This is a genomic window from Paenibacillus sp. URB8-2 (genome assembly GCF_013393385.1).
Taxonomy (GTDB): Bacteria; Bacillota; Bacilli; order Paenibacillales; family Paenibacillaceae; genus Paenibacillus_AQ.
On the sequence record NZ_AP023239.1, the window covers coordinates 2,450,822 to 2,475,132 of the forward strand.

The following is a 24,311-nucleotide window of genomic DNA, read 5'->3' on the forward strand; positions in this document are numbered from 1 at the left end:
CTGCTTGTTATGTCCACCGGGCAAAAACTAAGAGAATCCCCGTACTGTTTCAGGACTAACTCGCTTTCTCGTTTTAAAGGATGATCCTCGGGAACAATGCTACCAATGATCATGGTGCACCCAATTTTAACATGAGATTACTTACAATTTATCCATCAATGATTTAAAAATAAAAAAAGTTGACATAGTCCACTAAAAGGAGGGTTACAATGACCCTAAATGATAATATCATAGCCGATATACGGCAATTTAACCGGTTTTATACGAATATACTCGGCTTATTGGATAAGCACGTATTGAATACCGGATATTCTTTTACAGAGGCGCGGGTAATTTTAGAGATTGGTTTTCTGGAACAGTGTATCGCCAACAATTTAGTCGAAAAATTGGATATTGACCGCAGCTACATGAGTAGAATTATTACCAAGCTCAGTAAAGATGGCCTGATTATTAAGGAAAACTCCGCCTCGGACAGCAGAACGAGTCTGATTCGATTGACACCCAAAGGGATCGCTCTTTTTAATCAGCTGAATGAAAAATCTGATGAACATATAGTGAGATTGCTGAAAGGATTATCACAAAAAGAAATTAAAGAATTACATACTTCTATGTTGTTTATTCAGAAGAAATTAGAAATGCCGGAGGGAATTTGAATGATACGATTTGAAAATGATTATACAGAAGGTGCTCATAAGCGAATTCTGAAACGAATAAAGACAGTGATTTATCCTTGGCAGATATTGCAAGGCTTTGTGATGTGTTCTATATCGGGGGAACGAAAATTGGGGCATTGTTTGGGGAAGCAGCAGTCATCATAAACGATGACCTGAAAAAAGATTTTCGGTATATGATCAAGCAAAAGGGAGGATTACTGGCTAAGGGGAGATTACTCGGAATCCAGTTTGAAACTTTGTTTGAAGATGGCTTATACTATGAAATTTCTAATCATGCCGTGGAAATGGCGATGATGATTCAAGAGGCATTTGTTGAAAAAGGATTTTCATTACGATATGATTCCAAAACCAATCAACAGTTTCCCATTTTGCCGGAAGATGTGTTAATGAAATTGGGCAAAAAGTATTCTTTTTCCTTCTGGGAAAAAGTCGATACTACCCACAGTGTTGTGAGATTTTGTACCAGTTGGGCTACAAAAAAAGAAAATGTTGAAATGCTGATAGAGGATATTAAGGAATTAAATTAGGGATGCCTGAATGGTGTATTGATTATAATGGCCTTCGATCCGGTAGGATCATAAATGTTCTTCAAGAGGCCGCCTTAATGTAATCTTAATGCTGCGGTCAAAGTTATAACGCGATGCTGATTTTGCACATGATATACTAACAACTATAAGAGGGTGCAAGAACATGCGGATTGTTGCACAATCCGAGGACATTGAGAAAAATCAAAGATTAACAGAAAGCAGGCTTGGGATGGCAATAACACAAATCGATGCCGAGTCTTTGCTGGAGCGGATTATCGGTATACCGGTGGAAAAAAAACGAGGAAAACTGAAAATTTTTATTGGATATGCGCCAGGTGTCGGCAAGACCTGTTCTATGCTGAGCGCCGCCCATGAGGAGCAAAAAGATGGGATGGATGTGGTCGCTGGATATATTGAACCCCATGCCCGGCCCGATACGACGGCTCTCCTGGAAGGACTCGAACTTTTGCCTTCTATGGAAATCTTCAATGAAGGATCTGTCATCAATGAATTTGATCTGGATGGTGCGCTCCAAAGAAGCCCTGACCTTATTTTATTGGATGATCTGGCTCATGCCAACGCGGCAGGATGCCGTCACAAAAAAAGATATCAGGATGTGGAGGAGCTTCTCCGAGCAGGAATTCATGTATATACGACGATTAATGTTCAGCAGATTGAAAGCCTGACGGATATTGTCTCCTCCATTACCGGGCTCCCTGTTCACGACCGCATTCCGGACAGCGTATTTGACAGTGCCGATCAGGTGGAATTGGTCGATATTGAACCCGATGATTTGATAGACCGTTTGAACAAGGGGAAGATCTATGGTGAGGATCAGGCTGAACAGGCGCTTGCTGCGGATTTGTTTACCAAAGAAAAGCTCACCGCCCTGCGTGAAATTGCTCTACGCAACACGGCAAGTCAGTTAAACCGAATTGCGATACAAATCAGTGAACAGGCGAAAAAAAATGAACACTATACGAAAGACCATATTTTGGTCTGCCTGTCTTCGGCGGCTTCCAATAAAAAAGTGATTCGCACAGCGGCGAGAATGGCCGAAGCTTTTCATGGTTATTTCACGGCCCTATTTGTGGAAACACCGGAAATCAAGGAATTAACGCCAAAAAACAAAGCGGAACTAAGGGAAAACCTGAGACTGGCCGAGCAACTGGGCGCACAGATTGCGACGGTTTACGGAGAGGATATTCCGGGACAGATTGCTGAATATGTCAAAACAAGCCGGGTATCAAAGATTGTCCTAGGGCGCTCCCCCAACAAAAAGAGAGGGCTTGCAAAATCCAATGTTGTGGATAAACTGACTGCCTTGGTCCCTAATATTGAGACCTATATTATCCCCTACGCTCAGCCCTCAATTTATAAAAGGGTGCCTCTATACGCGAAATCCTCAAAGCTGTCTCTGATTGACACTGCCAAGACCTCCGCAATTTTGGCTGTCTGCACAACAATAGGAATATGGTTTAAGTATCTGGAGCTTAGAGAAGCTAATATTATCACCGTGTATATTCTAGGCGCCCTGTTAAACGCGATGGTTACCAAGGGCAGGCTGTACAGCGCTGTTTCTTCGGTTATGAGTGTGCTTGTATTCAATTACTTCTTTACCGAGCCGTATTATTCGTTGCGGGCGTATGATTCAGGTTATCTGGTTACCTTTTTGGTTATGCTGGCGGCCTCTTTCATAACGAGCACACTGACCATGCGGGTAAGGGAACAGGCTCGTCAATCTGCGGAAAAAGCGTACCGGACGGAGGTGCTTCTGGAAACGAGCCGGAAATTGCAACAGGCAAAAGACTTTTCGGCTATTATTGATGAAACAGCGCATCAAATGGTGAAGCTGTTGGACAGAACGATTATTTTTTATTCGATACAGGATGATGCCCTGTCGGCGCCGCTGATTTTCCCAAAAAAAGAATCAACGGTCGATAAGCAAGCTTATACAGGAGAGAACGAACGTGCGGTCGCGGAATGGGTGTATAAGAACAATAAGCGCGCCGGAGCTACCACGGATACTTTTTTTGGCGCGAATTGCCTGTATCATGCTGTGCGTGGAGGCAATGCGGTTTTTGCAGTGGCGGCCATTGTTATGGACCGGGAAGACCCACTCGATGTTTTTGAGAAGAGCCTGATGATTGCCATGCTGGGAGAATGCGCGCTGGCGCTGGAGAAAGAAAGACTGAACGAGAAGCAAAAAGAAATCTCCATGCAAATCCAGCAGGAGCAGCTCCGCGCCAATCTGCTTCGGGCGATCTCCCATGATTTGCGAACCCCTCTGACCAGCATTTCAGGCAATGCGGGAATTCTCATTGGAAACTCCAAGGTGCTAAGCGAAGAACAGAAAAAGGGGCTGTATACGGACATTTATGACGATTCCATGTGGCTGATCAATTTGGTGGAAAATCTGCTTTCCATTAGTCGAATTGAAAAGGGTACTTTAAACCTGAACTTGCAGGCTGAGTTAATGGAGGAAGTCATTTCGGAAGCTCTGCTTCATGTAAATCGAAACAGCGAGAAGCATATCATCCGAACGGTATTGGATGACGAGCTTCTCATGGCTCGGATGGATTCCCGGCTTATTGTTCAGGTTCTGATCAATATTGTTGATAACGCAATCAAATATACCCAATATGGTTCGCACATCACGCTTTCGGCAAGACGAGACAAGCAAAAGGTGGTTGTGGAAGTCTCCGACGATGGCCCGGGTATTTCAGAAGAGGCCAAGAGCAGACTGTTTGAGATGTTCTATACGGCAGATAATATTCGCGGGGACGGCCGCCGCGGTTTAGGATTGGGACTTTCTCTGTGTAAATCGATTGTGAATGCCCATGGTGGAACTATTGGTGTTAAAGACCATTTTCCGAAGGGGACGGTTTTTTATTTTACCCTGCAAGCTGAGGAGGTGAATGTCCATGAATAAACCTTTCATTCTTGTCGTTGAGGACGACAAGCCCATCCGCAAGCTGATTACGACAACCCTAGAGACGCAAGGTTATAAATATCATACGGCTGAAACAGGCGAAGCATCAATTTTAGAAGCGGTATCCAAGCAGCCGGATATGATGATTCTGGATTTGGGACTGCCGGATATGGACGGTGTGGATATCATAAAGAAGGTACGGGAATGGTCTAATCTACCCATTATCGTGGTCAGCGCTCGCAGTGAAGATCGGGACAAAATAGAAGCGCTGGATGCGGGCGCAGACGATTATTTGACTAAGCCCTTCAGTGTGGAAGAACTGCTGGCAAGGCTTCGGGTCAGTTTGCGGCGAATTCGATATGACAGCGATAAGCTCCTAAAAGATGCATCCAGTTTCACCAACGGGAATTTAAAAATTGATTATGCTGCAGGGTGCGTGTGGCTCAGTCAAGAAGAGGTTCATCTGACGCCAAGCGAATATAAACTTCTATGCCTGCTGGCAAAGAATGTGGGTAAAGTACTGACGCATAATTACATCCTGCATGAAATCTGGGGTAATCATACCTACGATATTCCTGCCCTGCGCGTGTTTATGGCTACCCTAAGGAAAAAAATAGAAAAAACAGCTTCACAGTCTAAATATATTCAAACTCATATCGGTGTCGGTTACCGGATGCTGCAAGTCGGCGATGATGGCTAAGCGATCTGAAACAAATGGTATTAGCGGCCATGCTCTTTGGAGCATGGTTTTTTTGTGTTAAACAGGCATCTTAAGATAATCTTTATTCTTTCATTCAAACTCTAATCCTAAACTAATGGCGGGAGTGATACGCTGAAATCGGAAGCAGCAAGGATAAGGAGGATTTGCATGGACGTGGAGATGGGCATTGGCTGAATGATGAGGAAAGAGGGTATGGAGATGGGTGGAATTTTAACAACCGTGGTTTTGATCTTGATTCTGCTGGCGGTGCTGTATTCCGCTAAAAAAATATACGATTTTATCGATAAGCAGAAGGTGACAAGGGCGGGCTACTATGAAGACTATGGTATATATAAAGCGGCTCAAATGTTTGCTAATGGAGCGCCTGCCGATGAAATCAGAGAAATTCTGTCAAACAGCTATGAGTTTGATGATGGGCGGATAGAGCAGACGATGCTTCTGGCACTTCCTCATCGGAATGATAGCGATGGAGGCTATAGCGCCTTTATCAAGGCTGTAAATCAGGTGTTGGCAGAAGAGGTTTACAGCTAAAGATCAGAGCTGCATTTCTATGAACTGGGATTAAAATCATCATCAAGGTCAATATTAAGGAAAATCCTTGATATACTCGCCGGAAAATGAAATTCAGCAAAGTGTATATTTTTGATTGTCTTTTTTGATTGACAAATGAAGCGTTCTGAAGGAGGAAGCTTTACAGTGCAAGATCTTTTAATGATTGCCATCTTATTGCTGCTTACTTTACTGATGATTGGACTTGGAAAATGGGCGTCCGGAACAATAGATGAAGGAAGTGACCAAGGATGATATGGGTACTTGCAACGATAGTGGCGGCTCTTTTTGTGTATTTGACTTACGCGCTAATTAATCCGGAAAAATTTTAGTAATGATTTCAGGAGGGATTCAAGTGACCACGATTTCTTTATTCGCAATTGCAGTAACCTTATTGCTCTCCTTGCTGCTTGCCCGCCCTACGGGGCTATATATTGCTCAAGCATTCAACTACGAGAGAACGGGACTTGACCGCTGGTTTGGCTGGCTGGAACAACCCTTTTATGCAGTTGCCGGTATAGGGCGGGAACACCAAAGCTGGAAGCAATACGCACTGGCTGCGGTCCTCAGTAATTCCGTAATGATTTTGCTTGTATATTTAATTTTCAGATTCCAGGGGGTGCTGCCATTAAATCCAGGCGGTATGGCTTCCATGGAACCCACTTTAGCTTTTAATACGGCAATCAGCTTTATGACAAACACCGATCTTCAGCATTACAGCGGCGAAAGCGGCTTATCCTATCTGTCACAAATGATGGCTGTCGTATTCATGATGTTTACCGCCCCTGCCTCTGCACTTGCGGTTGCCATAGCCTTTATTCGTGGTTTGTCCGGCAAGCCGCTAGGCAACTTTTTTGTTGATTTGATTCGGGGAATAACTCGTATTTTGCTGCCGGTATCCTTTGTACTGGCTTTGGTCTTTGTTGCTCTCGGTGTACCGCAAACACTGGAACCAACAGCTATTGCTACTACGCTGGAGGGTGCCAAGCAAGAGATTGCCCGTGGACCTGTGGCTTCGTTTCTATCTATTAAAGAACTGGGCAACAACGGCGGCGGATTTTTTGGAGTCAATTCAGCCCATCCGTTTGAAAATCCGGGCGGCATCAGCAACTTGCTGCAGGTTCTGATGATGCTGCTGCTGGGTACCTCTTTGCCTTTCACGTATGGGAAAATGGTGGGCAATAAAAAGCAGGGCCGTGTTCTGTTTGTATCTATGGCCATGATGCTTATCGTCTTTCTTGGGATCTCTCTGGCCAGTGAAAATGCAGGGAACCCTATCATTAACTCCCTTGGCATTCAACATCAGCAGGGGTCAATGGAGGGGAAAGAGGCACGGTTTGGTGCAGCGCAGTCTGCTCTGTATTCAGTGGTTACAACAGCTTCCGAGTCAGGCGCAGTTAATACGATGCATGACACCCTCACTCCAGTGGGCGGGTTAATCGCAATTGTGAACATGATGCTTAATACCGTGTTTGGCGGTGTAGGCGCAGGCTTTATCAATGTGCTTATGTACGCCATGATTGCCGTCTTCCTCTCCGGTCTGATGGTAGGCCGAACACCGGAGTTTCTCGGTAAAAAAATTGAGGGGAAGGAAATGAAGTTAATTGCAATTACGCTGATTATCCATCCATTGCTGGTTCTCTTTCCCACGGCGGTGGCCCTGTTTGCCCATGCAGACACCATATCCAATCCTGGATTTCACGGCCTGACACAAGCGTTATATGAGTTCACTTCTTCTGCTGCCAACAATGGCTCCGGATTCGAGGGGCTTGCAGATGCGACGCCGTTCTGGAATATCTCCACCGGCATTGTAATGTTCCTTGGACGATATTTTCCAATCATTACCATGCTGGCTGTAGCCGGTTCCCTGGCTACCAAGAAGAGCGTACAGCAAACGGCAGGAACATTCCGGACGGATAATGCTTTGTTTGGTGCTGTTTTTCTTGGCGCTGTATTGATTGTCGGAGCGTTGACGTTCTTTCCGGCTCTCGCACTCGGACCGATCGCTGAATATTTGACACTGAAACCATAGCTGGATATGGATGGAGGAGAAGTTATGAGCACAAGAAAAAGCGCAATGACAAGAAATATCATCAATCAGGCGATTAAACAGGCATTTATTAAACTGGACCCGCGGATTATGGTGCGAAATCCCATCATGTTTGTGGTTGAAATAGGCTTTCTCATTACTTTGTTTTTAATCTTTATGCCGAATGCATTTAACGGAAATGTATCGGTTGGCTTCAATATTTCTGTTGCATTCATTCTGTTGTTCACCGTGTTGTTTGCCAACTTTGCCGAAGCGCTGGCTGAAGGAAGAGGCAAGGCGCAAGCGGATTCGCTGAAGAAATCAAAAAAAGAAATTACGGCAAACAAGGTAAGCGGAAACGGCATCAAGCAGGTGCCGTCCACGGAACTGCGCAAAGGTGATGTTGTGATTGTAGCCCTGGGAGAGATGATTCCGGGCGACGGAGAAGTTATTGAAGGATTGGCTTCTGTGGATGAATCTGCAATTACCGGTGAATCCGCTCCGGTCATTAAAGAGGCGGGCGGCGATTTCAGCTCAGTAACCGGAGGAACGAAGGTCGTTAGCGACAGGATTACGGTTCGCATCACCAGCGATCCGGGGGAATCCTTTCTGGATCGGATGATTTCTTTAGTTGAAGGGGCAAAACGCCAAAAAACGCCCAACGAAATTGCCTTGAATACGGTTTTGGTCAGTCTGACAATCATTTTCCTGATTGTGGTGACGGCCCTCCCGTTCTTCGCTAATTATCTGGACATACATCTGGAAATTCCCGTCCTGATTGCGTTGTTGGTTTGTCTAATCCCCACTACAATTGGGGGGTTGTTGTCAGCGATCGGAATCGCGGGCATGGACCGTGTGACCCAATTTAATGTATTGGCGATGTCCGGCAAGGCGGTTGAAGCATCGGGAGATATCAATACCATTATTTTGGATAAAACCGGAACCATTACCTATGGAAACCGCATGGCCAGTGAGTTTGTTCCTGTAGGAAATCACAATATCCAGGAAGTGGCGGCATGGGCGGCGATAAGCTCAGTTCGTGATGAGACACCGGAAGGGCGTTCTGTGCTGGAACTGCTGAACAAGCAAGGGCTATCTTTTGAAGAGAAGATTGCGGCCGGCGCGGACTTTATTGAATTTAAAGCAGAGACCCGAATGAGCGGCGTTGATCTACAGGATGGACGAAAGGTCCGGAAAGGGGCCGTGGATGCGGTCAAGCAGTGGGTTGCGGGCCAAGGCGGCAGGATTCCCGAGGATTTGCTTGCTAACAGCAATGACATTGCTTCGGCAGGGGGGACGCCGCTGGCTGTAGCTGTCGATCAAACGATCTATGGTCTTATTTATCTGAAAGACACCGTAAAACCGGGGATGAGAGAACGTTTTGACCAAATGAGAGAAATGGGCATTAAAACCATTATGTGTACAGGCGACAATCCGCTGACGGCTGCAACTATTGCCGCGGAGGCCGGTGTAGACGATTTTATTGCCGAAAGCAAGCCAGAGGATAAAATCGCCGTGATTCGCCGCGAACAAGCGGAAGGAAAACTGGTAGCCATGACGGGTGACGGGACAAATGATGCTCCTGCATTGGCTCAGGCGGACGTGGGAATTGCCATGAATAGCGGAACGGTTGCAGCCAAAGAAGCGGCCAACATGGTGGATCTTGATTCTGACCCGTCCAAAATCATTGAAGTTGTGGCTATCGGAAAACAACTGTTGATGACACGCGGAGCACTAACGACATTCAGTATCGCAAATGACATTGCGAAATACTTCGCGATTATCCCGGCCATGTTTATGGTGGCGATTCCTGAAATGGAAATTTTGAACGTCATGAGATTGCATTCGCCACTTTCGGCAGTCCTTTCCGCCTTGATTTTTAACGCCGTCATTATTCCGCTACTGATTCCATTGGCCATGAAAGGGGTGGCCTATAAACCGATGAGTTCTTCGAAGCTGCTAAGCCGCAACTTATTGGTTTATGGGTTAGGTGGAGTGATTGTTCCTTTTATCGGAATTAAGGTAATTGATCTGATTGTCCAATTTTGGTTATAGAAAGGGATGTCTTAGGCATGAAAACGATAACTGTTACTCTGAGAACAAGCATTGCCTTAATGATCATCGTCATGATTTATCAACTGGTTGTTACGGGAATTGCTCAAGCCGTTATGCCGGACCAAGCCAATGGAAGTCTGGTTTATAATAGTAATAACGAAGTGGTCGGTTCCCGGTTAATCGGTCAGACGTTTAGTGCTCCCGGATACTTTCACAGCAGAATTTCCAGTATTGAATATAATGCCGCATCGTCCGGTACCCCCAACTATGCGCCTTCCAATCCCGATATGCTGAAGCGAACGAAAGAAGCGGTAGAGGTTTGGAAACAGGAAAACCCGAAAGTTGCCATATCGGAAGTTCCGGTCGATCTGATTACAAACTCCGGTTCAGGACTTGATCCGCATGTAAGTGTTGCTGCCGCGGAAGTCCAAATTCCGCGTGTTAGCGAAAGTACCGGAATACCTGCGGATCAATTAAAAGGGCTTGTAGCCAAGCACACAAAAGAGAGAGAGCTTGGCCTTTTCGGTGAACCTGCGGTCAATGTTCTCCTGTTGAATATGGATGTGCAAAAAATAGTCAGTGGACAATAAGACTGAACAGTCAAAAGGATAATGAAACAAGAAAGAGCCGGAAAATATCCCGGCCTTTTCTTGTATTGAACGGAGGATTGGCGATGGAGAATTATAAGAGGAAAAGTCCGGAGGAAATATTATTATCGATTTCCAAGCTTCATCGCGGACGTTTAAAAATATTCATTGGCGCGATAAGCGGAGCGGGGAAGACCTACCATATGCTGCGGGAAGGAGTCGCGCTCAAGCAGCAAGGGATTGATGTCGTGATATGCGCAGTATCCACTTTGCAACGGCCAGAAACCATTGAACAATTGGGTACCCTGGAAAGGGTGCCAAGCATTCATTGGGACTGCGGGGGAACGGAAAAAAAGGACTTGGACGTGGAAGCATTGCTCCAGAGAAACCCGGAAGTGGTTCTCGTTGACGGCTTGGCCCACCGGAATCGGCAGGGCGCGGCACGTCCGACAAGATGGGGAGATATACAGTATTTACTTGATAATGGAATTAGCGTCATGACAACCGTGAATGTATATGAACTGGACGGTGTCCGAGAAATAGCGCAGAAATATATGAAAATTAAAGTCGATGAGACCGTTTCTGCAAATCTATTGGAACTGGCTGATGAAATCCGCTTAATCGATGTGACCCCGGAAACGTTACTGCAGCGTTTTTCTGAAGGACATGTTCGCAACAGTAATGCCGCACCATGGTTTAAACGGGGGAATTTGGGCGTATTGCGGGAGATCGCGCTTCGGCTCGTTGCGGAAGGTGTTAACGATTCGCTGGAAAAACATCGGGAGCAGATGGGGATGATTGGGCCTTCAGGAGCGACAGAACGGATTCTAGTCTCGACTCAATATCATTGGAACGGCTCCATCTATGTGCGCCGCGGCCAACAGGTAGCCAAGCGCCTGAACGGAGAACTTTTAGTGATCACATTTGTCAAGAAAAACCGTCCTCTATCGAAAGAACAGTCTGCTTTTAAGCAGTCGTTAATGAAGCTTATTGAAAAAGTGGGTGCGGAATTTGCGGAACTGCCCCTGCATTCTCGAAGGAAATTGCCAGACAAACTCATTGAATATGCACTTGATCATAGTGTTACCCGAATTCTGGTAGGGCACTCCCGTCAAACACGTTGGCAGGAATTGTGGCAAGGCTCAGTCGTTAATCAAATTCTCAGAAAATCGCGAAATATGGATATCTTTATTGTGGCAGATCGTGCTGCACATCAGGGAGAGCGGATTATGCCAGCCAAGATGGTAAACTCCGGAGAAAGTGCGCTCTATCATCGATTAAGCAGCCAGGAAGTCGATGAAAGAATAGGAAGGATTAAACGAGGAAAGTTCAAAGTTTTTATAGGCGCGGCTCCCGGAGTGGGTAAAACCTATACCATGCTGCGTGAAGGCAATCATTTGTTAAAGAAGGGGACGGATGTCGTCATCGGCCTTCTGGAGACACATGGGAGGAAAGAAACCAGCCAGCAAGTATTGGATCTGCCTACGGTGGAGCGGGCAAAAATTCAATATTCAGGAACGGAACTGGAGGAAATGGATACGGAGGCCATCATTCGGCGAAACCCTGATCTGGTGCTTGTCGATGAGCTAGCCCATACCAATGTTCCTGGAAGCAAGAACAGAAAACGCTATGAAGATGTGTTGGAGATTTTAAATGCCGGAATTTCCGTCATCTCCACTGTTAATGTGCAGCATTTGGAAAGCTTGAATGACGCAGTCGCTCAAATTACAGGGGTGCGGGTCAGAGAAACGGTTCCTGATTCTATTCTTCGTATGGCAGATGAGGTAGAACTTATTGATGTAGCGCCGCAGGCTCTTCAGTCCCGTATGAAAGAAGGGAAGATCTATGCCCGGGAAAAGATTGAACAAGCACTGGGCAACTTTTTTAAAATGGGGAATTTAATTGCGCTGCGAGAACTGGCACTCCGTGAAATTGCAGATGATGTGGACGAACGACTGGAAGCATGGGAGCGAAAAAGTTCTTTGCGAGGTCCATGGAATAAACGGGAGCTTATCTTTGTCTGTGTCAAGCTAAGTCAGGATGCAGAGAAGTTAATACGGCGAGGATTTAGAACTGCATTTCGTTTAAAAGCGGAATGGATTGTCATGTATGTGCACACTACAAAAGTAATGAATGAAGAGGAGTTGAAGAAAACACAGATGCTTGAAAGTCTGACCAATCGTTTAGGCGGAAAATTTGAAATTGTCTCCCCCGGACATTCTGCAAAGCTTGCAGATATTCTTCTTGCCAAAGCCAATGAGCGCCGGGCTACCCAAATAATTATTGGCCAATGTGATCGGCCCTTTTGGAAACGTTTATGGGGAGGCACTGTCATCAAAAAATTACTTCGCACGGCACGACACATGGATATTCTTATTGTCGCCAATTATGATCCCAATATCAAGCGAGATTCATCCTCCTGAGGATTCACACATTTTTTTGCAAGATCACAGAAAAACAGACCTGATGCGGAAACTCTCGATCAGGCCTGTTTTTCTTGTTAAAGGAGGCGCGAAAAATGATCGGCAGCCGAGCTAAGTTAGCAGGCATATACTTACAGCATCAAAATGCAAATTTATTCTTACGCACTCGCCAAGTCTTTGGCTTCTCTTTCAAAGGTTCGAACCAATTCCGGATAAAGGTCGCCTTCTCTTAGCAGCTCCTCATGCGTGCCTTCCTCGACGACCTGCCCATCTTTCATGACGAAGATGATGTCTGCATTCATTACCGTGGACAACCGGTGCGCAATGATGATCGTTGTTCGCCCCGAGCGCTTGTCATCCAGCAGTTGCTGCACCTTCCTTTCCGTCTCCAAATCAAGGGCGGATGTGGCTTCATCCAGGATGAGAATATCGGGATCTCTCAGCATCGCTCTCGCCAGGGCTAGACGCTGACGCTGGCCTCCGGAGAGCTGAATGCCCCGTTCCCCTATGGTTTCATCCAGCTTGTTCGGCAGCTTCATTACCGTATCAAGAAGCTGCGCGTCCTGCAGCACGCCGGCAAGCTGTTCATCCGTGTCTTCCCGGCCGAACAACAGGTTCTGCCGGATCGTGTCGGCGAGCAGGTAAGGCTCCTGGAATACGATCGCAATCCTGCTCATCCAGTCCTGCCGACGAATATCGGTAAGCGGAATCCCGTTCACCAGAATTTCGCCTTTGCTTGGGTTGTAGAAGCGGGTGAGAAGCTGGGCCACGGTCGATTTGCCACCGCCGCTTGCTCCGACGAATGCGATCTTCTTTCCGACAGGAAGGACGGCGGTGAGGCCGTTAAGTATTTTTTTATCCTCATAAGCAAAGCTGACGTTCTGGAATTGGACGGATTGAACCTCGCCGCTGAGGGCTTCCGTCCCGTTATCGATTTGCGGAATACCATTGAAAGCTTCGATGCGATCGATTAAAGCGAAGCGCGCGATCATCATCATGGCGTAATCGAACAGCCAATGGATTTTATCCATTACCTGCAGTACCAATTGAAGGACGACCACGAAGGTGCCAAGGCTCAGTCGGCCCTCAATCAGCTGATAGCCGCCTACGGCTACAACCGAAACGGCAACCCCCCACCGCAAGGGCGCGCTGAACAGCATCTGAAGGTTGACGGTCCGCCCTTCCTGCAGGATCGCGTCAAAGTATTTTTTAAACAAGGCTTGATAGCGGTTCGACTCCCATTCAGTTCTGTGAAAGGCAACAACCTCCCGTGTCGAGGAGATCCCTTCCTCCAGATGAACCGTCAGATCCGTCCGCTTCTCCAGCACGACGGCTGCCGCTTTCTTGATCCTTTTCGCAAAGAAACAGGCATTTCCAATATACAGCAAGCACACGGCCAGGACGCACACCATGACCCAAATGCTTGAATAGCCGACAATGGCAAGCATGATGAGTGCTTCGAACATACTCCTAATCCCGGTGGGTGTAAGGTAACTGACCAGAGAACCCGTATCCAGCACATCGCTGTTCAGGTTTTGTACGAACCTGGCGGCTCGCTCTTTTTGGAAAGTGGAGATTGGAAAGCGGAATAACCGGGTGAACATGTTTTTGGTCATGATTTTCGTAATAATATATTCGTTTCGGACAAACGTATACGGCGTGGCGACGAACAAGATGGCACTACAGATGAAAATAATGGCGTACACACTAAGTAGAACGGGCAGAAGCTCGAACTTTTGCTGCATGAACAGATCATCGATGATGTACTTTTGCACGTAGACGGATGCGACGCCGAAGAAACTTTCCAAAACGAGCAGCACAATGGCCAGCTGGAAGCCGGCTCGGATCATCATGAGATGATCCCATATCCATTTCACATATTTCACAGCGTATCCTCCGAATCACCGGTAATAGCGACCGTTTGCCCCTGCCCCTGGGCCAGATTATAGAAGATGCCTTCCCGGGCGATTAGCTCTTCATAGGAACCGATCTCTGCGATTGTCCCTTCATCCACGACCACAATCCGGTCAAAATCCTTTATAGTCGATAATCGGTGTGCGACGGCAATCATCGTACGGCCTTGAAAGAGACGATCCAGCGCCGTCTTCACTTCTCCCTCGGACACATTATCCAGCGCGGAAGTTGCTTCATCCAGCAGGACGATTCTCGGATCTGAGATCAGCATGCGGGCAATCGCGATTCTTTGCTTCTGTCCGCCAGACAGCTTCATGCCGCGGTCGCCGACCAAAGTGTCATAGCCCTGCGGAAGCTGAAGGATGAATTCATGCGCCATGGCCGCTTTCGCAGCCTGCTCAATCTCTTCGTCCGACGCCTCCGGCCGTCCAAAGCGAATGTTCTCTCTGACGGAGAAGCCAAACAGATACGACTCCTGAAAGACATAACCAATGCTTCCTCTTAAATCTTGAAAAGACAGGCGGGTGATGGGGACCCCATCCAGCTCGATCGTTCCTTCCTGAGGATCATAGAAGCGGTTAATCAGCTTGAGTAAAGTCGATTTTCCGTTGCCGCTTGTGCCGACAAAGGCCAGCCTTTCACCGGGCCGGATGTCGAGCGAGAAGTCTCTGATGACCGGCGGGCGATTCGGGTAATGGAAGCCGACGTCCTTGAAAGTAATTCGGCCGTTTACAGTTCCCATGGGAATGGGATGCTCCGGTTCCTCCACAAGTGGTTTCAGCAGCATGAGCCTGCGAATCGGATTGGCCTGCTCCAGCATCATCCCTTGCTGCGCAAGATTGCCGATCAGCATGGATAATTTGAACATGACGACAGAGTAAATGAGGAAAAAGGAAAGGAAAGCGCCTACAGTTAACGTCTGATTACGAATAAACCAATAGCCGAATATGAACAGCGCGACCGCGCCGGCGTCGAAGAACACCCTTCGGATGCTCCAGCGGGTATGTATGAAGAATACCCATTTCAAGGTGGTGTCCGTGACGGTCTGATACAGCCGAAGCCCACGCTGCAAATCCCAATTCTCAGCGGAAAAAGCCCGAAAGTCGCGGATGCCTGACACCGATTCATGGATTTTGCGGTTATAGTCCATCCGCTGTGTATTCATGCGCTCATTCCACTCCGTGGTCTTTCGATCAAGACTCGGCCCTACGGCATAGTAGATCAGGAAGAACGGAACGGCAACCAATGTCAATTTGAGACTGCCAGACACCATCACGGAAACGGCGAGAATGACGAAGAGCGCAAGCTCCAGCATATCGGGAAAAAAGCTGGTGTACAGCTCCTGCACCGCGTGCACCTGATTGTTCATCAAAGAGAGCGTTTCGCCTACGGGACGCTGTTCATAGTAGGAAAAGCCAAGCTTCCGCAGTTTCTGGAGAACGGAGAACTGCAGATCACGCGCGGCTTTGCTTCCGACCGCTCTTTGAAGCAAATTGCGAAGAAGAGAAGCGGAGACGGAGAACGCCACGATTCCAATGAGCAGGAGAAGCATACTTGTAAAAGCGCTTTTATTTTTGTCCGGAATGATGTTGTCGACCAGATGCTCGATCATCTTCGGAATGACCAGCTCTCCCGCGGCGGCAATCAGTCCGCACAGCACGATCACCGTAAGTTGGCCCGCGTAAGGCCGAAGATAGGATACAACCCACAGATAAAGCCTGAAACGGTGCTCTTGCGGATATTCTGCCTGATTTACGGTCACAGCTTCAGAAACTTGGCTCAAGCTTAAACACTCCTTATTCATAAAAATATTTCCAAATTTGGTTACGCATACTGAGTTCAATTACACCATATACAATAGATTTTTTGTTCACAACTACTTTTATCGGTTATTTTGTTTTAATTTCATCTGATCAGATGGAGATTAAACTCCGTCTCCGAAAAGTGTTACCTTTCCATAGCAGGAGGGTGATAGAAAATGGGGGGGACCGTCACACACTTTAAATGTTTGGCAGTTTTTGTATAGGAAAACCCCCAGTTCGACTGAGGGTTCACGAAACCTTTAAGGTATAAACAGTCATCTTATAAGATTTTGAAAGGCTTCCTGATAGGCGGCCAATTCCAACTCGGTAAACAATGAAGCGTTATCTGGGGCATTGTGCCGCCCTGACGAATCTGCCTGAGTGCTGAAGGGGTAAAGCTGCACTTGTTTTACACCTATACGCTGGAGCAGTCTGGCAAATCCTTCCGCATCTTCCGGACGGTCGTTCAATCCGGGAATAAGGTTAAGCCGCACCTCAACCTCGCTTGGACTGGAGAGAGAGTTCCGTAAATTTTCAATGATCAGATCATTGTAAACTCCGGTTATTTTTCTGTGCGCTTCACGTTCATAGTGTTTTAGATAGAATATCAGATGATCGATTAGAGGAAGCAGTTTGGCAAACTGAGCCTCTGGCACATATCCGGTAGTTTCAACGGTCGTATGTACTCCGAGCTCTTTCAAGCGTGACAGCAGTTCATGGAGAAAGGTGTGCTGCATCAAGGCTTCTCCGCCGGTCAACGTGACCCCGGACACTGTCCTTCTGGCTGGATCATGATTATCGAGGCATAACTCCAATACCTCCTGAACGGAATAAATCCGTCCGTCTTCGAAATGTTTAGCTCTGATCGGGTCCCATAACAACCTGACATCGGGATTGCGGAACTCCGGATTGGGGCACCAATTGCAGTACAGAGGACAGCCCTTTAGGTAAAGAATCGTTTGAGTACCGGAACCGTCAGGGGTGCTATGTTTCTGAATTTCACGAATGCAAGCGCTTACGTTTCTCGTTATCAAAGAATATTCCTCCTTATAATGTTGACAAGCGTGGGCTTAACATTCACTGCAATTGATCACAAAAATCCCTGGACAACCCAAACTGCGCACACGTCCGTTATTTAACCAAAGATCAGTTCACAAAACCCGGATAAAATGAAAATAATGTGAAAATTCAGAATTCAATCGTCATTCCAGGGAGAACAAGGTTTGTACGATAACTTTTACAATATATATTCATGAGACCGTGAAATATAATACAAACGCCTTTAGGGCTTTTATTTTTAATTCATTATATTGTGAATTATGGATATATCTTTATGATGGCACAACCGTTTTTTGTACCTGGACAAGCCGACTATTGAGAAATATGATATATAGAAATATATGTAAATGTTTTTCAATAGGAGGGCAAGACGATGAAGCAAAAAGAAATTATTTTGAAATATGGAATTAATCCATACCAAAAGCCGTCAAGGATTTATTCCGAAACAGGTCAATTGCCTATTGAAGTATTAAACGGGAATCCGGGATACATCAATTTTATGGATGCTATTAATTCTTGGCAGTTGGTTAAGGAGCTTAAGATTGCCTTGAAACTCCCTGCGGCAGCTTCCTTCAAACATGTAAGCCCGGCAGGCAGTGGATTAGGGCTGCCACTTGATGAAAACCTAAAGAAGGCTTATTTTGTTGAGAATATGGAATTAAGTCCATTAGCTGCCGCGTATGCCAGAGCTAGAGGTGCGGACAGGATTTCTTCTTTTGGAGATTGGATCGCTCTAAGCGACAAGGTAGATGAGTCAACTGCTTTGCTGATCAAAAAGGAAGTATCAGACGGTATCATTGCCCCTGATTATTCCGTCGAAGCCTTGAAAATTCTTAAAGAAAAGCGCAAAGGCAGCTTCAATATTATTAAAATAGATCCGGACTATGAACCTGATGCCTTAGATTCAAGAAAAATGTATGGAATTGTTTTTGAGCAGCACCGGAATAACCTAATTCCCAATACGGATTTACTACATAATATTGTAACTGAAAATAAGAATCTGCCTGATGAAGCTGTCCGCGATTTGATCGTTTCAATGATAACTTTAAAATATACCCAGTCCAATTCCGTTTGTTATGCCTTGAATGGACAGGTTATTGGATGTGGAGCTGGGCAGCAGTCCAGAATTCATTGTACTCGTCTCGCTGGAGAAAAAGCGGACCTCTGGTTCCTTCGTCAGCATCCAGCGGTGGTGAACTTACCGTTTAAAGGAGGCGTTTCGAGAACAGAAAAAGATATTTCAATTGATCAGTTCCTGGGGAACAATACAACAGCTGAGGAAATGAAAGGTTGGGGAGATGTCTTTGTAAATATTCCAAAAAGACTCACCCAGGAAGAAAAAAACGATTGGCTGAAGAATTTAGATGGCGTTTCCTTTGGCTCTGATGCATTTTTTCCTCAAAGGGACAATATCGATCGCGCCCAAAAAAGCGGTGTAAAATATATTGTCCAACCAGGCGGCTCAATTAGGGACTATAAGGTTATTAACGCGTGTAACGAATATGGAATGGTGATGGCGTTCTCCAACACTCGGTTGTTTCATCACTAATTGTTCCATATATTGGTTCAAAGGGGCTGCTGGAATGTCAATTCGCACTACCAAATATAAGGTACCGAATCTCTTGAAACAGATTCAAGCTTTTGAGGAATTGATCCAAAAGGAGACGGGCAAGGATCTCGATCATTACATGGGTGTTCAATTCCACTACGATAAAGCTCAGGAAGAATGCGACTTTGCCTATCACTGTGACCCGATTGACGGCATCGAAATGGCTTCAACAGGTTTCGACGGAATCCATTTTTCCTTTCTAACCGACCATGGTGCGGCTAAGGATTTGGATCATGCAGCAATCGTATTGGTAGATCCCTCTTGGCATGAATATCATGTCTCACTTGTTGCATCCAACTTAAAAGATTTCCTGCGGTTGTTTATTACGACGAAAAATGTCTTTTCTCTTCAACCGGAAGATGACTCCTATAAAAATGGTGAGATTAACGAAGATACGGATTACATATACCGCAGGCTACTGGAGTATTTTGAACTTACGCCGTTCGAAGATCCAGTTGCCTACCGTAACGAAATGATAGATGCTCGTAGTCGTTCAGTTATGCTCCCCACCAGAAATGGGCTTGGTGTTGTGCAAGTCTCATCGGATCAGCATCATGCTTCATTTGACGTCGATGAAGATGGAGACATAGACTTAAGCGAACTCCAGACCTTTTTTGCCAAAGCCAGTGTAGAGAGTAAACTCGCCAGCATTAGGGACTTGCAGGAAGCTACAGTGCTAACCGATGATGAGTTGACGGATTTTCCGGTGGAGGACCTTCAGAACGCCGGTTTTATTGAGGAAGCTAAGATGTTGAAAGTTATTGCGACAGATTATTGATATTCATTTGATGATGAAGAATAGATTGACCAAAATAGGGGGGGAGGGGACTGCCCGAAAGTAAAATTCACTTCTGGGCAGCTTGCTTTTTATAATAATTCCCTAATACATGTGCGGAATAAATGGCGTGATATAGCATATCTTCAGTCAGGTCAAGCGGTTCGCGCAAAATAAGCGGAGAATGCAGTGCAGCTTTCGCGGCTGTTCGGATAACCGAAGGCTCAGGCTCAGCAATCCCGATATCCTGCAGGGTTACAGGCAAGCCAATGCTAAGATTGAACCGGATGACCTCTTCAAGCTCGCCCTTGTCCCGATTCTCCAGCACCAGTTGGCACAGCACTCCAAAGGCTACGCGCTCCCCGTGCAAATACGGCTTGCATTCTTCCACAGCGGTAAAGCCATCATGAAACGCGTGGGCTCCCGCCGCTCCGTTGCTTTCAGCCCCTATACCGCTTAAAAGCGTATTCACCTCGATAATATTCTCCACGGCAGGGGAGCAGATGCCCGCTTCCGCATCCAGCTTCGCGTGCAAGCCTTCCCGCATCAGAACGCGCAAGCATTCCTTCGCAATCGCGTAAGAAGCCAGCGTCCGTTTAAACTCTCCCTTGAGATTGTTGAACGAATCGGATTCCCGGCAGGCCCGTGCTTCGTAGTAAGTAGCCAGCGCATCGCCCATCCCGGCAACCAGCAAGCGGATCGGAGCCTTGGCGATGATTTCGGAATCAACCAGCACAATGTCAGGTCCTTTGTCATAGAACACCTCGCGGATGTGTTCCCCCGCCGGTGAATAAATGACCGACAATGCGCTGGTGGGCGCATCGGTTGCCGCGGAAGTCGGAACGATGATTAAAGGCAGTTTGAGCATATGGGCTACCAGCTTGGCCATATCCAGCGTTCTTCCTCCGCCAATGCCAATTATGGCGTCATAGTTCCCGCCACGGGAAATTTCAATATACCGCTCCGCATTTTCATCGGAAACCTGCCCCTCAAACCGTTCACAGCGGATTGAAGATGACGCGAACACGCCGGACAATTTGGCCGAGAACGTCTCGAACAGAAAAGTGTCGATAAACGCGATAAAATTCGAGCCGAACGAACGGGCGTAGCCTTCCAGCTTGTTCAGTTCCCCATAGCCTTGAATGTATTTTCCCGGAGCCAGAAAACCTCGTATACTGTTTCGGATTTGTCCCACTTTATATCCTCTCCATTAACCAGATTCAATTTACTGTCATCGTAAATCAACCCCGGAACAGATTCAAATAAACAAAAAAAGTTTCTATTACAGAAACTTTTTTGCCGTCAGATGGGAAGAGTTTTTCTTAATCCGAAATATCCAATAAGAGATCCGTATCCGCCAGCGTCTGGGAGATTTCGTCGGCGCATTGTCGGACCAGCCGGATATGCGTTTCGTCTTTCTCCTTCGAGAGTCGGACGGACGGCCCGGACAATGCCACGGCCGCGAACACTTTACCATTTTTCACGATTGGAGCGGCTATGCAGCGGACGCCGATTTCGCCTTCCTCATTGTCAAGCGCATATCCGGACTCCTTGATCCGGCGCAATTCTTCCTCAAGCTGATGTCGGTCAATGATGGTATGTTCCGTCCGCTCTACGAAAGGCATAGCCTGGATGATTCGCCGCTGAACGTCTTCTTTCTGAAAAGCCAGGATGCACTTCCCAATGGCGTCATGATTAATGTTGCTCTTGCTGCCAATCTCCGAGTGGGATCTTGTCGTGTATTGGCCGCTTACCACCTGGGTAGTCATAACCTCGGTTCCCCTTAAAATTCCGACATATACCGATTCGTTCGTAATCCGGCTTAAATGGGACATCGCCGGTACGGCGACCCAATTGAGATCATTCGGCATCGGCTGATTCCTTGCCATCAGGCTGAGAGTGAAGCTATCGGAAATTTGATACCTGTGATGCTCGTTCCGGGCGATAAATTCGTTTTTCTCCAGTGTGCTGACCAGCCGATAGGTTGTACTTTTGTTGCATCCAAGCGCGTCCATAATCTCTTGGACCGTCAGAGACGGGTACTGAATCAGCAGCTTGATAATATCCAATCCTTTTTTTAACGTTCCGACTTCCGCAGTAATAACCTTTACCCCCCAAAAAACTTTCCAAAATATATAAAGGATAAGCTTCATGCTTATCTTTCTTGAATATCGGGAACCGATTACATCTAGTCTCATTATAAGAAAGTTGATTTGTAATGTCCAATCTGGAAAAAACAAGTGAATGGGAGATTGCCTAACACATAATGAATGAATTCCGCCTAAATATTCCTCTGTTAATCAATTTATGCAAAAAAATTATTCATCAAATAAATTATCTTTACATACTTCAAAATTGAATGTTATAATTCCTCACAAGATTCAAATAATGAGAATAAAAATTAAAATTCTCTAATATAGGGATTTTATGAGGTGGGTGATTGAATAATTCAATGAAATTTGAGGATGGAGTGTAGCGACTGATTCAAAATCCATTATTTTGCAGGAGGCCATACGAATGAGACCTTACGAAAGACTGAAAGCCATGCTGGAAGGCAAACAGATTGACCGGCCGGGTGCGGCCCTGTGGAAGCATATTTCTCTGGTCGACAGGGACCCGGTTGAATTCGTCAACCACACCATTCGGTTGCAGGAGAGCAATGACTGGGATTTTGTCAAATTGGGCTATAACGGTTTCTACTTTGTTGAAGGCTGGGGCGCTCAATTGAAGTGGCCACGGACGGAAGTGGAAGCTAATAACATGTACAATTCCCCGCCTTACCTCAAATACGTCATTGACGATCCTTGCGAGTGGGATAGCTTTAAGCCGATTTCAGTGAAAACAGGCCCTCTAGCGAGGGAGATCGAAGCAACCAAACGAATTGTGGATCATTTCAAGGGAGATGTGCCGGTGCTGCCGACGATATTCAGTCCGCTGACATCGGCGCAGGAGATGACGGGGTCTTATGTAAGGCCGCATATGATTATGGCGCAGCTCCGCTATCATCCGGAAAGAGTGCATAAAGCGCTCGGGATCATTACAGAAGTAACCTTGGAATTTATTGAAGAACTGATTAAAGCCGGCGTTGACGGGATTTTCTTCGCAACGCAGTTCACGCTTGCGGATTTGATCTCCCCGGCGGCCCACAGCGAGTTTGGAAGAGCATACGATCTTGCCGTACTAAACGCCTTGAAGGGAAGAACATGGTTCAATATGGTTCATCTGCATGGTACGGGTGAATTGATGTTCGATGAAATCAAGGACTATCCGGTACAAGCCTTCAATTGGGAGGATAGAAGAACGAGTCTCAGCCTGAAAAAAGCCAGAGAGAAGACGGATAAAATTCTCATCGGCGGAATCGAGCAAGTGGAGGATTTCCTTCAGCCGGACCGGGCCGTGCTAAAAGAACGAATGAGAGGCCGTGTACGGGACGTGCTGGAGCAGACGAGCGACAACAAGGTCATCATCGCTCCCGGGTGTACTGTTCCGTCGCATGTGCCGGAGAGCAGCTTCAGCGTGTTAAAGGAAGCGGTGGAAGAGTTTGGATATTAGACATTCTGGACGCTTAGACGATCTTGAAGAAAAAGGAGGGAGGGCTTCGTGGTAAGGATAGGGATTATCGGCTGCGGATCGATCACCCGGAACAGGCATGCTCCGGAATACTCCGCTAATCCCCAGGCGATCATCGCAGGCTATTACGACCACAACCGGGATCGGGCCGAACTGCTTGCGGAAAGCTACGGCGGCAAGGTCTATGATTCCGCAGAGGAGCTGCTCATGAGCGATGATATCCATGCGGTAAGCGTCTGCACCTCCAATGCGACCCACGCCGCGATTACGATACAGGCGCTTGAATCGGGCAAGCATGTCTTGTGTGAGAAGCCTATGGCTGTAACGCTGGAGGAATGCGCGAGAATGGCGGAGACTTCGGAACGCACCGGCAAGTATCTGATGATTGCCCACAACCAGCGGCTGACCTATGGCCATGCCAAAGCGAAAGAAATCCTGCAAAGCGGTGAAATGGGGAAGATTCTCTCCTTCAGTACGGTGCTGGCACATCCCGGACCGGAGCATTACAGCGCCGCTCAAGGAAAGCATACATGGTATCTCAAGCAATCACTTGCTTCACTCGGGGCAATGGGCGATCTGGGCATCCATAAGGCGGACCTGATCCGGTGGCTGACCGGCGAGGAAATTACGGAAGTGTCTTCCTTCAACGCCACTCGCGACAAGACCGATGAGAATGGAGAATTGGCGGAGGTGAACGACAACGCCGTCTGTCTGCTGCGGTCGGAAAGCGGCATAATCGGCACGCTGGCGGTCAGCTACAGCAATTACGGTGATTGGGACAGCCGCACCGTCATATACTGCGCCAACGGCGTGATGATATGCGGCGGCAACCCGGATTCCTCCGTCGAAATCGTCCGAAGAAACAACGAGCGAATCCTATATAAGCCGGAAGTTTCGCCCGGAGGCCAAGCGCGGATCAATTCTCGCGTGATCGACACCTTTGTGGATTGCATCGTGAACCGCAAGCCGCCTGAAATTTCCGGCAGAGAAGGGATGGCGGCGATGAAGATTGTCCTGGGCTGCATGGAATCCGCCCGGAAAGGGAGTTCGGTCCGTATCTGACTAAAGCTTTCAGAAGGAAATAA

At 46.9% G+C, this 24,311-nt stretch carries 18 protein-coding genes and 1 pseudogene; 14 read left to right on the forward strand and 5 right to left on the reverse strand.

Features of this window, described 5'->3' with window-relative positions:
- The first annotated feature begins 209 nt into the window (after positions 1 to 209).
- From PUR_RS11160 to PUR_RS11205, 10 genes and pseudogenes are all read left to right on the forward strand, one after another.
- Positions 210 to 653 (forward strand): MarR family winged helix-turn-helix transcriptional regulator, encoded by a 444-nt coding sequence (locus PUR_RS11160; RefSeq protein ID WP_179035302.1) that lies wholly within the window; start codon positions 210 to 212, stop codon positions 651 to 653.
- 62 nt (positions 654 to 715) lie between these two features.
- Positions 716 to 1,201: pseudogene (locus tag PUR_RS11165) on the forward strand (threonine aldolase family protein); the annotation flags it as partial.
- Between the two features lie 229 nt (positions 1,202 to 1,430).
- Positions 1,431 to 4,133 (forward strand): sensor histidine kinase, encoded by a 2,703-nt coding sequence (locus PUR_RS11170; protein ID WP_179035303.1) that lies wholly within the window; start codon positions 1,431 to 1,433, stop codon positions 4,131 to 4,133.
- The gene (locus PUR_RS11175; protein WP_179035304.1) at positions 4,126 to 4,833 is read left to right on the forward strand and encodes a response regulator; all 708 of its coding nucleotides are present in this window, start codon (positions 4,126 to 4,128) and stop codon (positions 4,831 to 4,833) included. The genes PUR_RS11170 and PUR_RS11175 overlap by 8 nt, the downstream gene beginning before the upstream one ends.
- Before the next feature lie 219 nt (positions 4,834 to 5,052).
- Positions 5,053 to 5,385, forward strand: coding sequence for a hypothetical protein (locus PUR_RS11180; RefSeq protein ID WP_179035305.1), 333 nt, complete (start codon positions 5,053 to 5,055; stop codon positions 5,383 to 5,385).
- Positions 5,386 to 5,654: 269 nt separating this feature from the next.
- Positions 5,655 to 5,735, forward strand: coding sequence for a K(+)-transporting ATPase subunit F (gene kdpF, locus PUR_RS26535; RefSeq protein ID WP_179037869.1), 81 nt, complete (start codon positions 5,655 to 5,657; stop codon positions 5,733 to 5,735).
- Between the two features lie 32 nt (positions 5,736 to 5,767).
- Positions 5,768 to 7,435, forward strand: a complete 1,668-nt coding sequence (gene kdpA / locus PUR_RS11190) for a potassium-transporting ATPase subunit KdpA (RefSeq protein ID WP_179037870.1) — start codon at positions 5,768 to 5,770, stop codon at positions 7,433 to 7,435.
- Positions 7,436 to 7,459: 24 nt separating this feature from the next.
- Entirely contained in the window at positions 7,460 to 9,487 is a 2,028-nt protein-coding gene (gene kdpB, locus PUR_RS11195) for a potassium-transporting ATPase subunit KdpB (RefSeq protein WP_179037871.1), read from the forward strand.
- A 17-nt stretch (positions 9,488 to 9,504) separates the two neighbouring features.
- Positions 9,505 to 10,077, forward strand: a complete 573-nt coding sequence (gene kdpC / locus PUR_RS11200) for a potassium-transporting ATPase subunit KdpC (protein ID WP_179035306.1) — start codon at positions 9,505 to 9,507, stop codon at positions 10,075 to 10,077.
- Between the two features lie 83 nt (positions 10,078 to 10,160).
- Complete coding sequence (locus PUR_RS11205) at positions 10,161 to 12,497, forward strand: histidine kinase (RefSeq protein WP_179035307.1); 2,337 nt, start codon at positions 10,161 to 10,163, stop codon at positions 12,495 to 12,497.
- Positions 12,498 to 12,655: 158 nt separating this feature from the next.
- On the opposite strand, the gene PUR_RS11210 is transcribed toward PUR_RS11205, so the two are convergent.
- From PUR_RS11210 to PUR_RS11220, 3 genes are all read right to left on the reverse strand, one after another.
- The gene (locus PUR_RS11210; protein WP_179035308.1) at positions 12,656 to 14,383 is read right to left on the reverse strand and encodes an ABC transporter ATP-binding protein; all 1,728 of its coding nucleotides are present in this window, start codon (positions 14,381 to 14,383) and stop codon (positions 12,656 to 12,658) included.
- Positions 14,380 to 16,194 carry an ABC transporter ATP-binding protein gene (locus PUR_RS11215; RefSeq protein ID WP_179035309.1) on the reverse strand — a complete coding sequence of 605 codons (1,815 nt, stop codon included), beginning with the start codon at positions 16,192 to 16,194 and terminating at the stop codon, positions 14,380 to 14,382. Before PUR_RS11215 ends, PUR_RS11210 begins: the two co-directional genes overlap by 4 nt.
- Positions 16,195 to 16,488: 294 nt before the next feature.
- Positions 16,489 to 17,247: a radical SAM protein gene (locus tag PUR_RS11220; RefSeq protein ID WP_179035310.1), complete on the reverse strand. Its 759-nt coding sequence runs from the start codon at positions 17,245 to 17,247 to the stop codon at positions 16,489 to 16,491.
- Positions 17,248 to 17,645: 398 nt separating this feature from the next.
- Between PUR_RS11220 and PUR_RS11225 the strand changes: the two genes are divergently transcribed.
- On the forward strand, positions 17,646 to 18,821 hold the full coding sequence (locus PUR_RS11225) for a phosphoribosylaminoimidazolecarboxamide formyltransferase (RefSeq protein WP_179035311.1): 1,176 nt from the start codon (positions 17,646 to 17,648) through the stop codon (positions 18,819 to 18,821).
- A gap of 34 nt (positions 18,822 to 18,855) precedes the next feature.
- Complete coding sequence (locus PUR_RS11230) at positions 18,856 to 19,659, forward strand: hypothetical protein (RefSeq protein ID WP_232101817.1); 804 nt, start codon at positions 18,856 to 18,858, stop codon at positions 19,657 to 19,659.
- A 67-nt stretch (positions 19,660 to 19,726) separates the two neighbouring features.
- Here the strand turns inward: PUR_RS11230 and PUR_RS11235 are convergent, their stop codons facing one another.
- On the reverse strand, positions 19,727 to 20,851 hold the full coding sequence (locus tag PUR_RS11235; RefSeq protein ID WP_179035313.1) for a glycerol dehydrogenase: 1,125 nt from the start codon (positions 20,849 to 20,851) through the stop codon (positions 19,727 to 19,729).
- Between the two features lie 127 nt (positions 20,852 to 20,978).
- Positions 20,979 to 21,809: an IclR family transcriptional regulator gene (locus PUR_RS11240; protein WP_179035314.1), complete on the reverse strand. Its 831-nt coding sequence runs from the start codon at positions 21,807 to 21,809 to the stop codon at positions 20,979 to 20,981.
- A gap of 364 nt (positions 21,810 to 22,173) precedes the next feature.
- Here PUR_RS11240 and PUR_RS11245 point away from each other — a divergent pair, with 364 nt between their 5' ends.
- Positions 22,174 to 23,208 carry a uroporphyrinogen decarboxylase family protein gene (locus tag PUR_RS11245; RefSeq protein WP_179035315.1) on the forward strand — a complete coding sequence of 345 codons (1,035 nt, stop codon included), beginning with the start codon at positions 22,174 to 22,176 and terminating at the stop codon, positions 23,206 to 23,208.
- A gap of 48 nt (positions 23,209 to 23,256) precedes the next feature.
- The gene (locus tag PUR_RS11250; RefSeq protein ID WP_179035316.1) at positions 23,257 to 24,288 is read left to right on the forward strand and encodes a Gfo/Idh/MocA family protein; all 1,032 of its coding nucleotides are present in this window, start codon (positions 23,257 to 23,259) and stop codon (positions 24,286 to 24,288) included.
- Positions 24,289 to 24,311: the final 23 nt, after the last annotated feature.

Bases quoted from the DNA above. Each gene is read 5' to 3' on its own strand.
- PUR_RS11225 (WP_179035311.1), top strand. From the start codon at position 17,646: ATGAAGCAAAAAGAAATTATTTTGAAATATGGAATTAATCCATACCAA.
- kdpF (WP_179037869.1), top strand. From the start codon at position 5,655: ATGATATGGGTACTTGCAACGATAGTGGCGGCTCTTTTTGTGTATTTG.
- PUR_RS11180 (WP_179035305.1), top strand. From the start codon at position 5,053: ATGGGTGGAATTTTAACAACCGTGGTTTTGATCTTGATTCTGCTGGCG.
- PUR_RS11170 (WP_179035303.1), top strand. From the start codon at position 1,431: ATGGCAATAACACAAATCGATGCCGAGTCTTTGCTGGAGCGGATTATC.
- PUR_RS11175 (WP_179035304.1), top strand. From the start codon at position 4,126: ATGAATAAACCTTTCATTCTTGTCGTTGAGGACGACAAGCCCATCCGC.
- PUR_RS11205 (WP_179035307.1), top strand. From the start codon at position 10,161: ATGGAGAATTATAAGAGGAAAAGTCCGGAGGAAATATTATTATCGATT.
- kdpC (WP_179035306.1), top strand. From the start codon at position 9,505: ATGAAAACGATAACTGTTACTCTGAGAACAAGCATTGCCTTAATGATC.
- PUR_RS11240 (WP_179035314.1), bottom strand. From the start codon at position 21,809: ATGAAGCTTATCCTTTATATATTTTGGAAAGTTTTTTGGGGGGTAAAG.
- PUR_RS11160 (WP_179035302.1), top strand. From the start codon at position 210: ATGACCCTAAATGATAATATCATAGCCGATATACGGCAATTTAACCGG.
- PUR_RS11245 (WP_179035315.1), top strand. From the start codon at position 22,174: ATGAGACCTTACGAAAGACTGAAAGCCATGCTGGAAGGCAAACAGATT.
- kdpB (WP_179037871.1), top strand. From the start codon at position 7,460: ATGAGCACAAGAAAAAGCGCAATGACAAGAAATATCATCAATCAGGCG.
- PUR_RS11230 (WP_232101817.1), top strand. From the start codon at position 18,856: ATGTCAATTCGCACTACCAAATATAAGGTACCGAATCTCTTGAAACAG.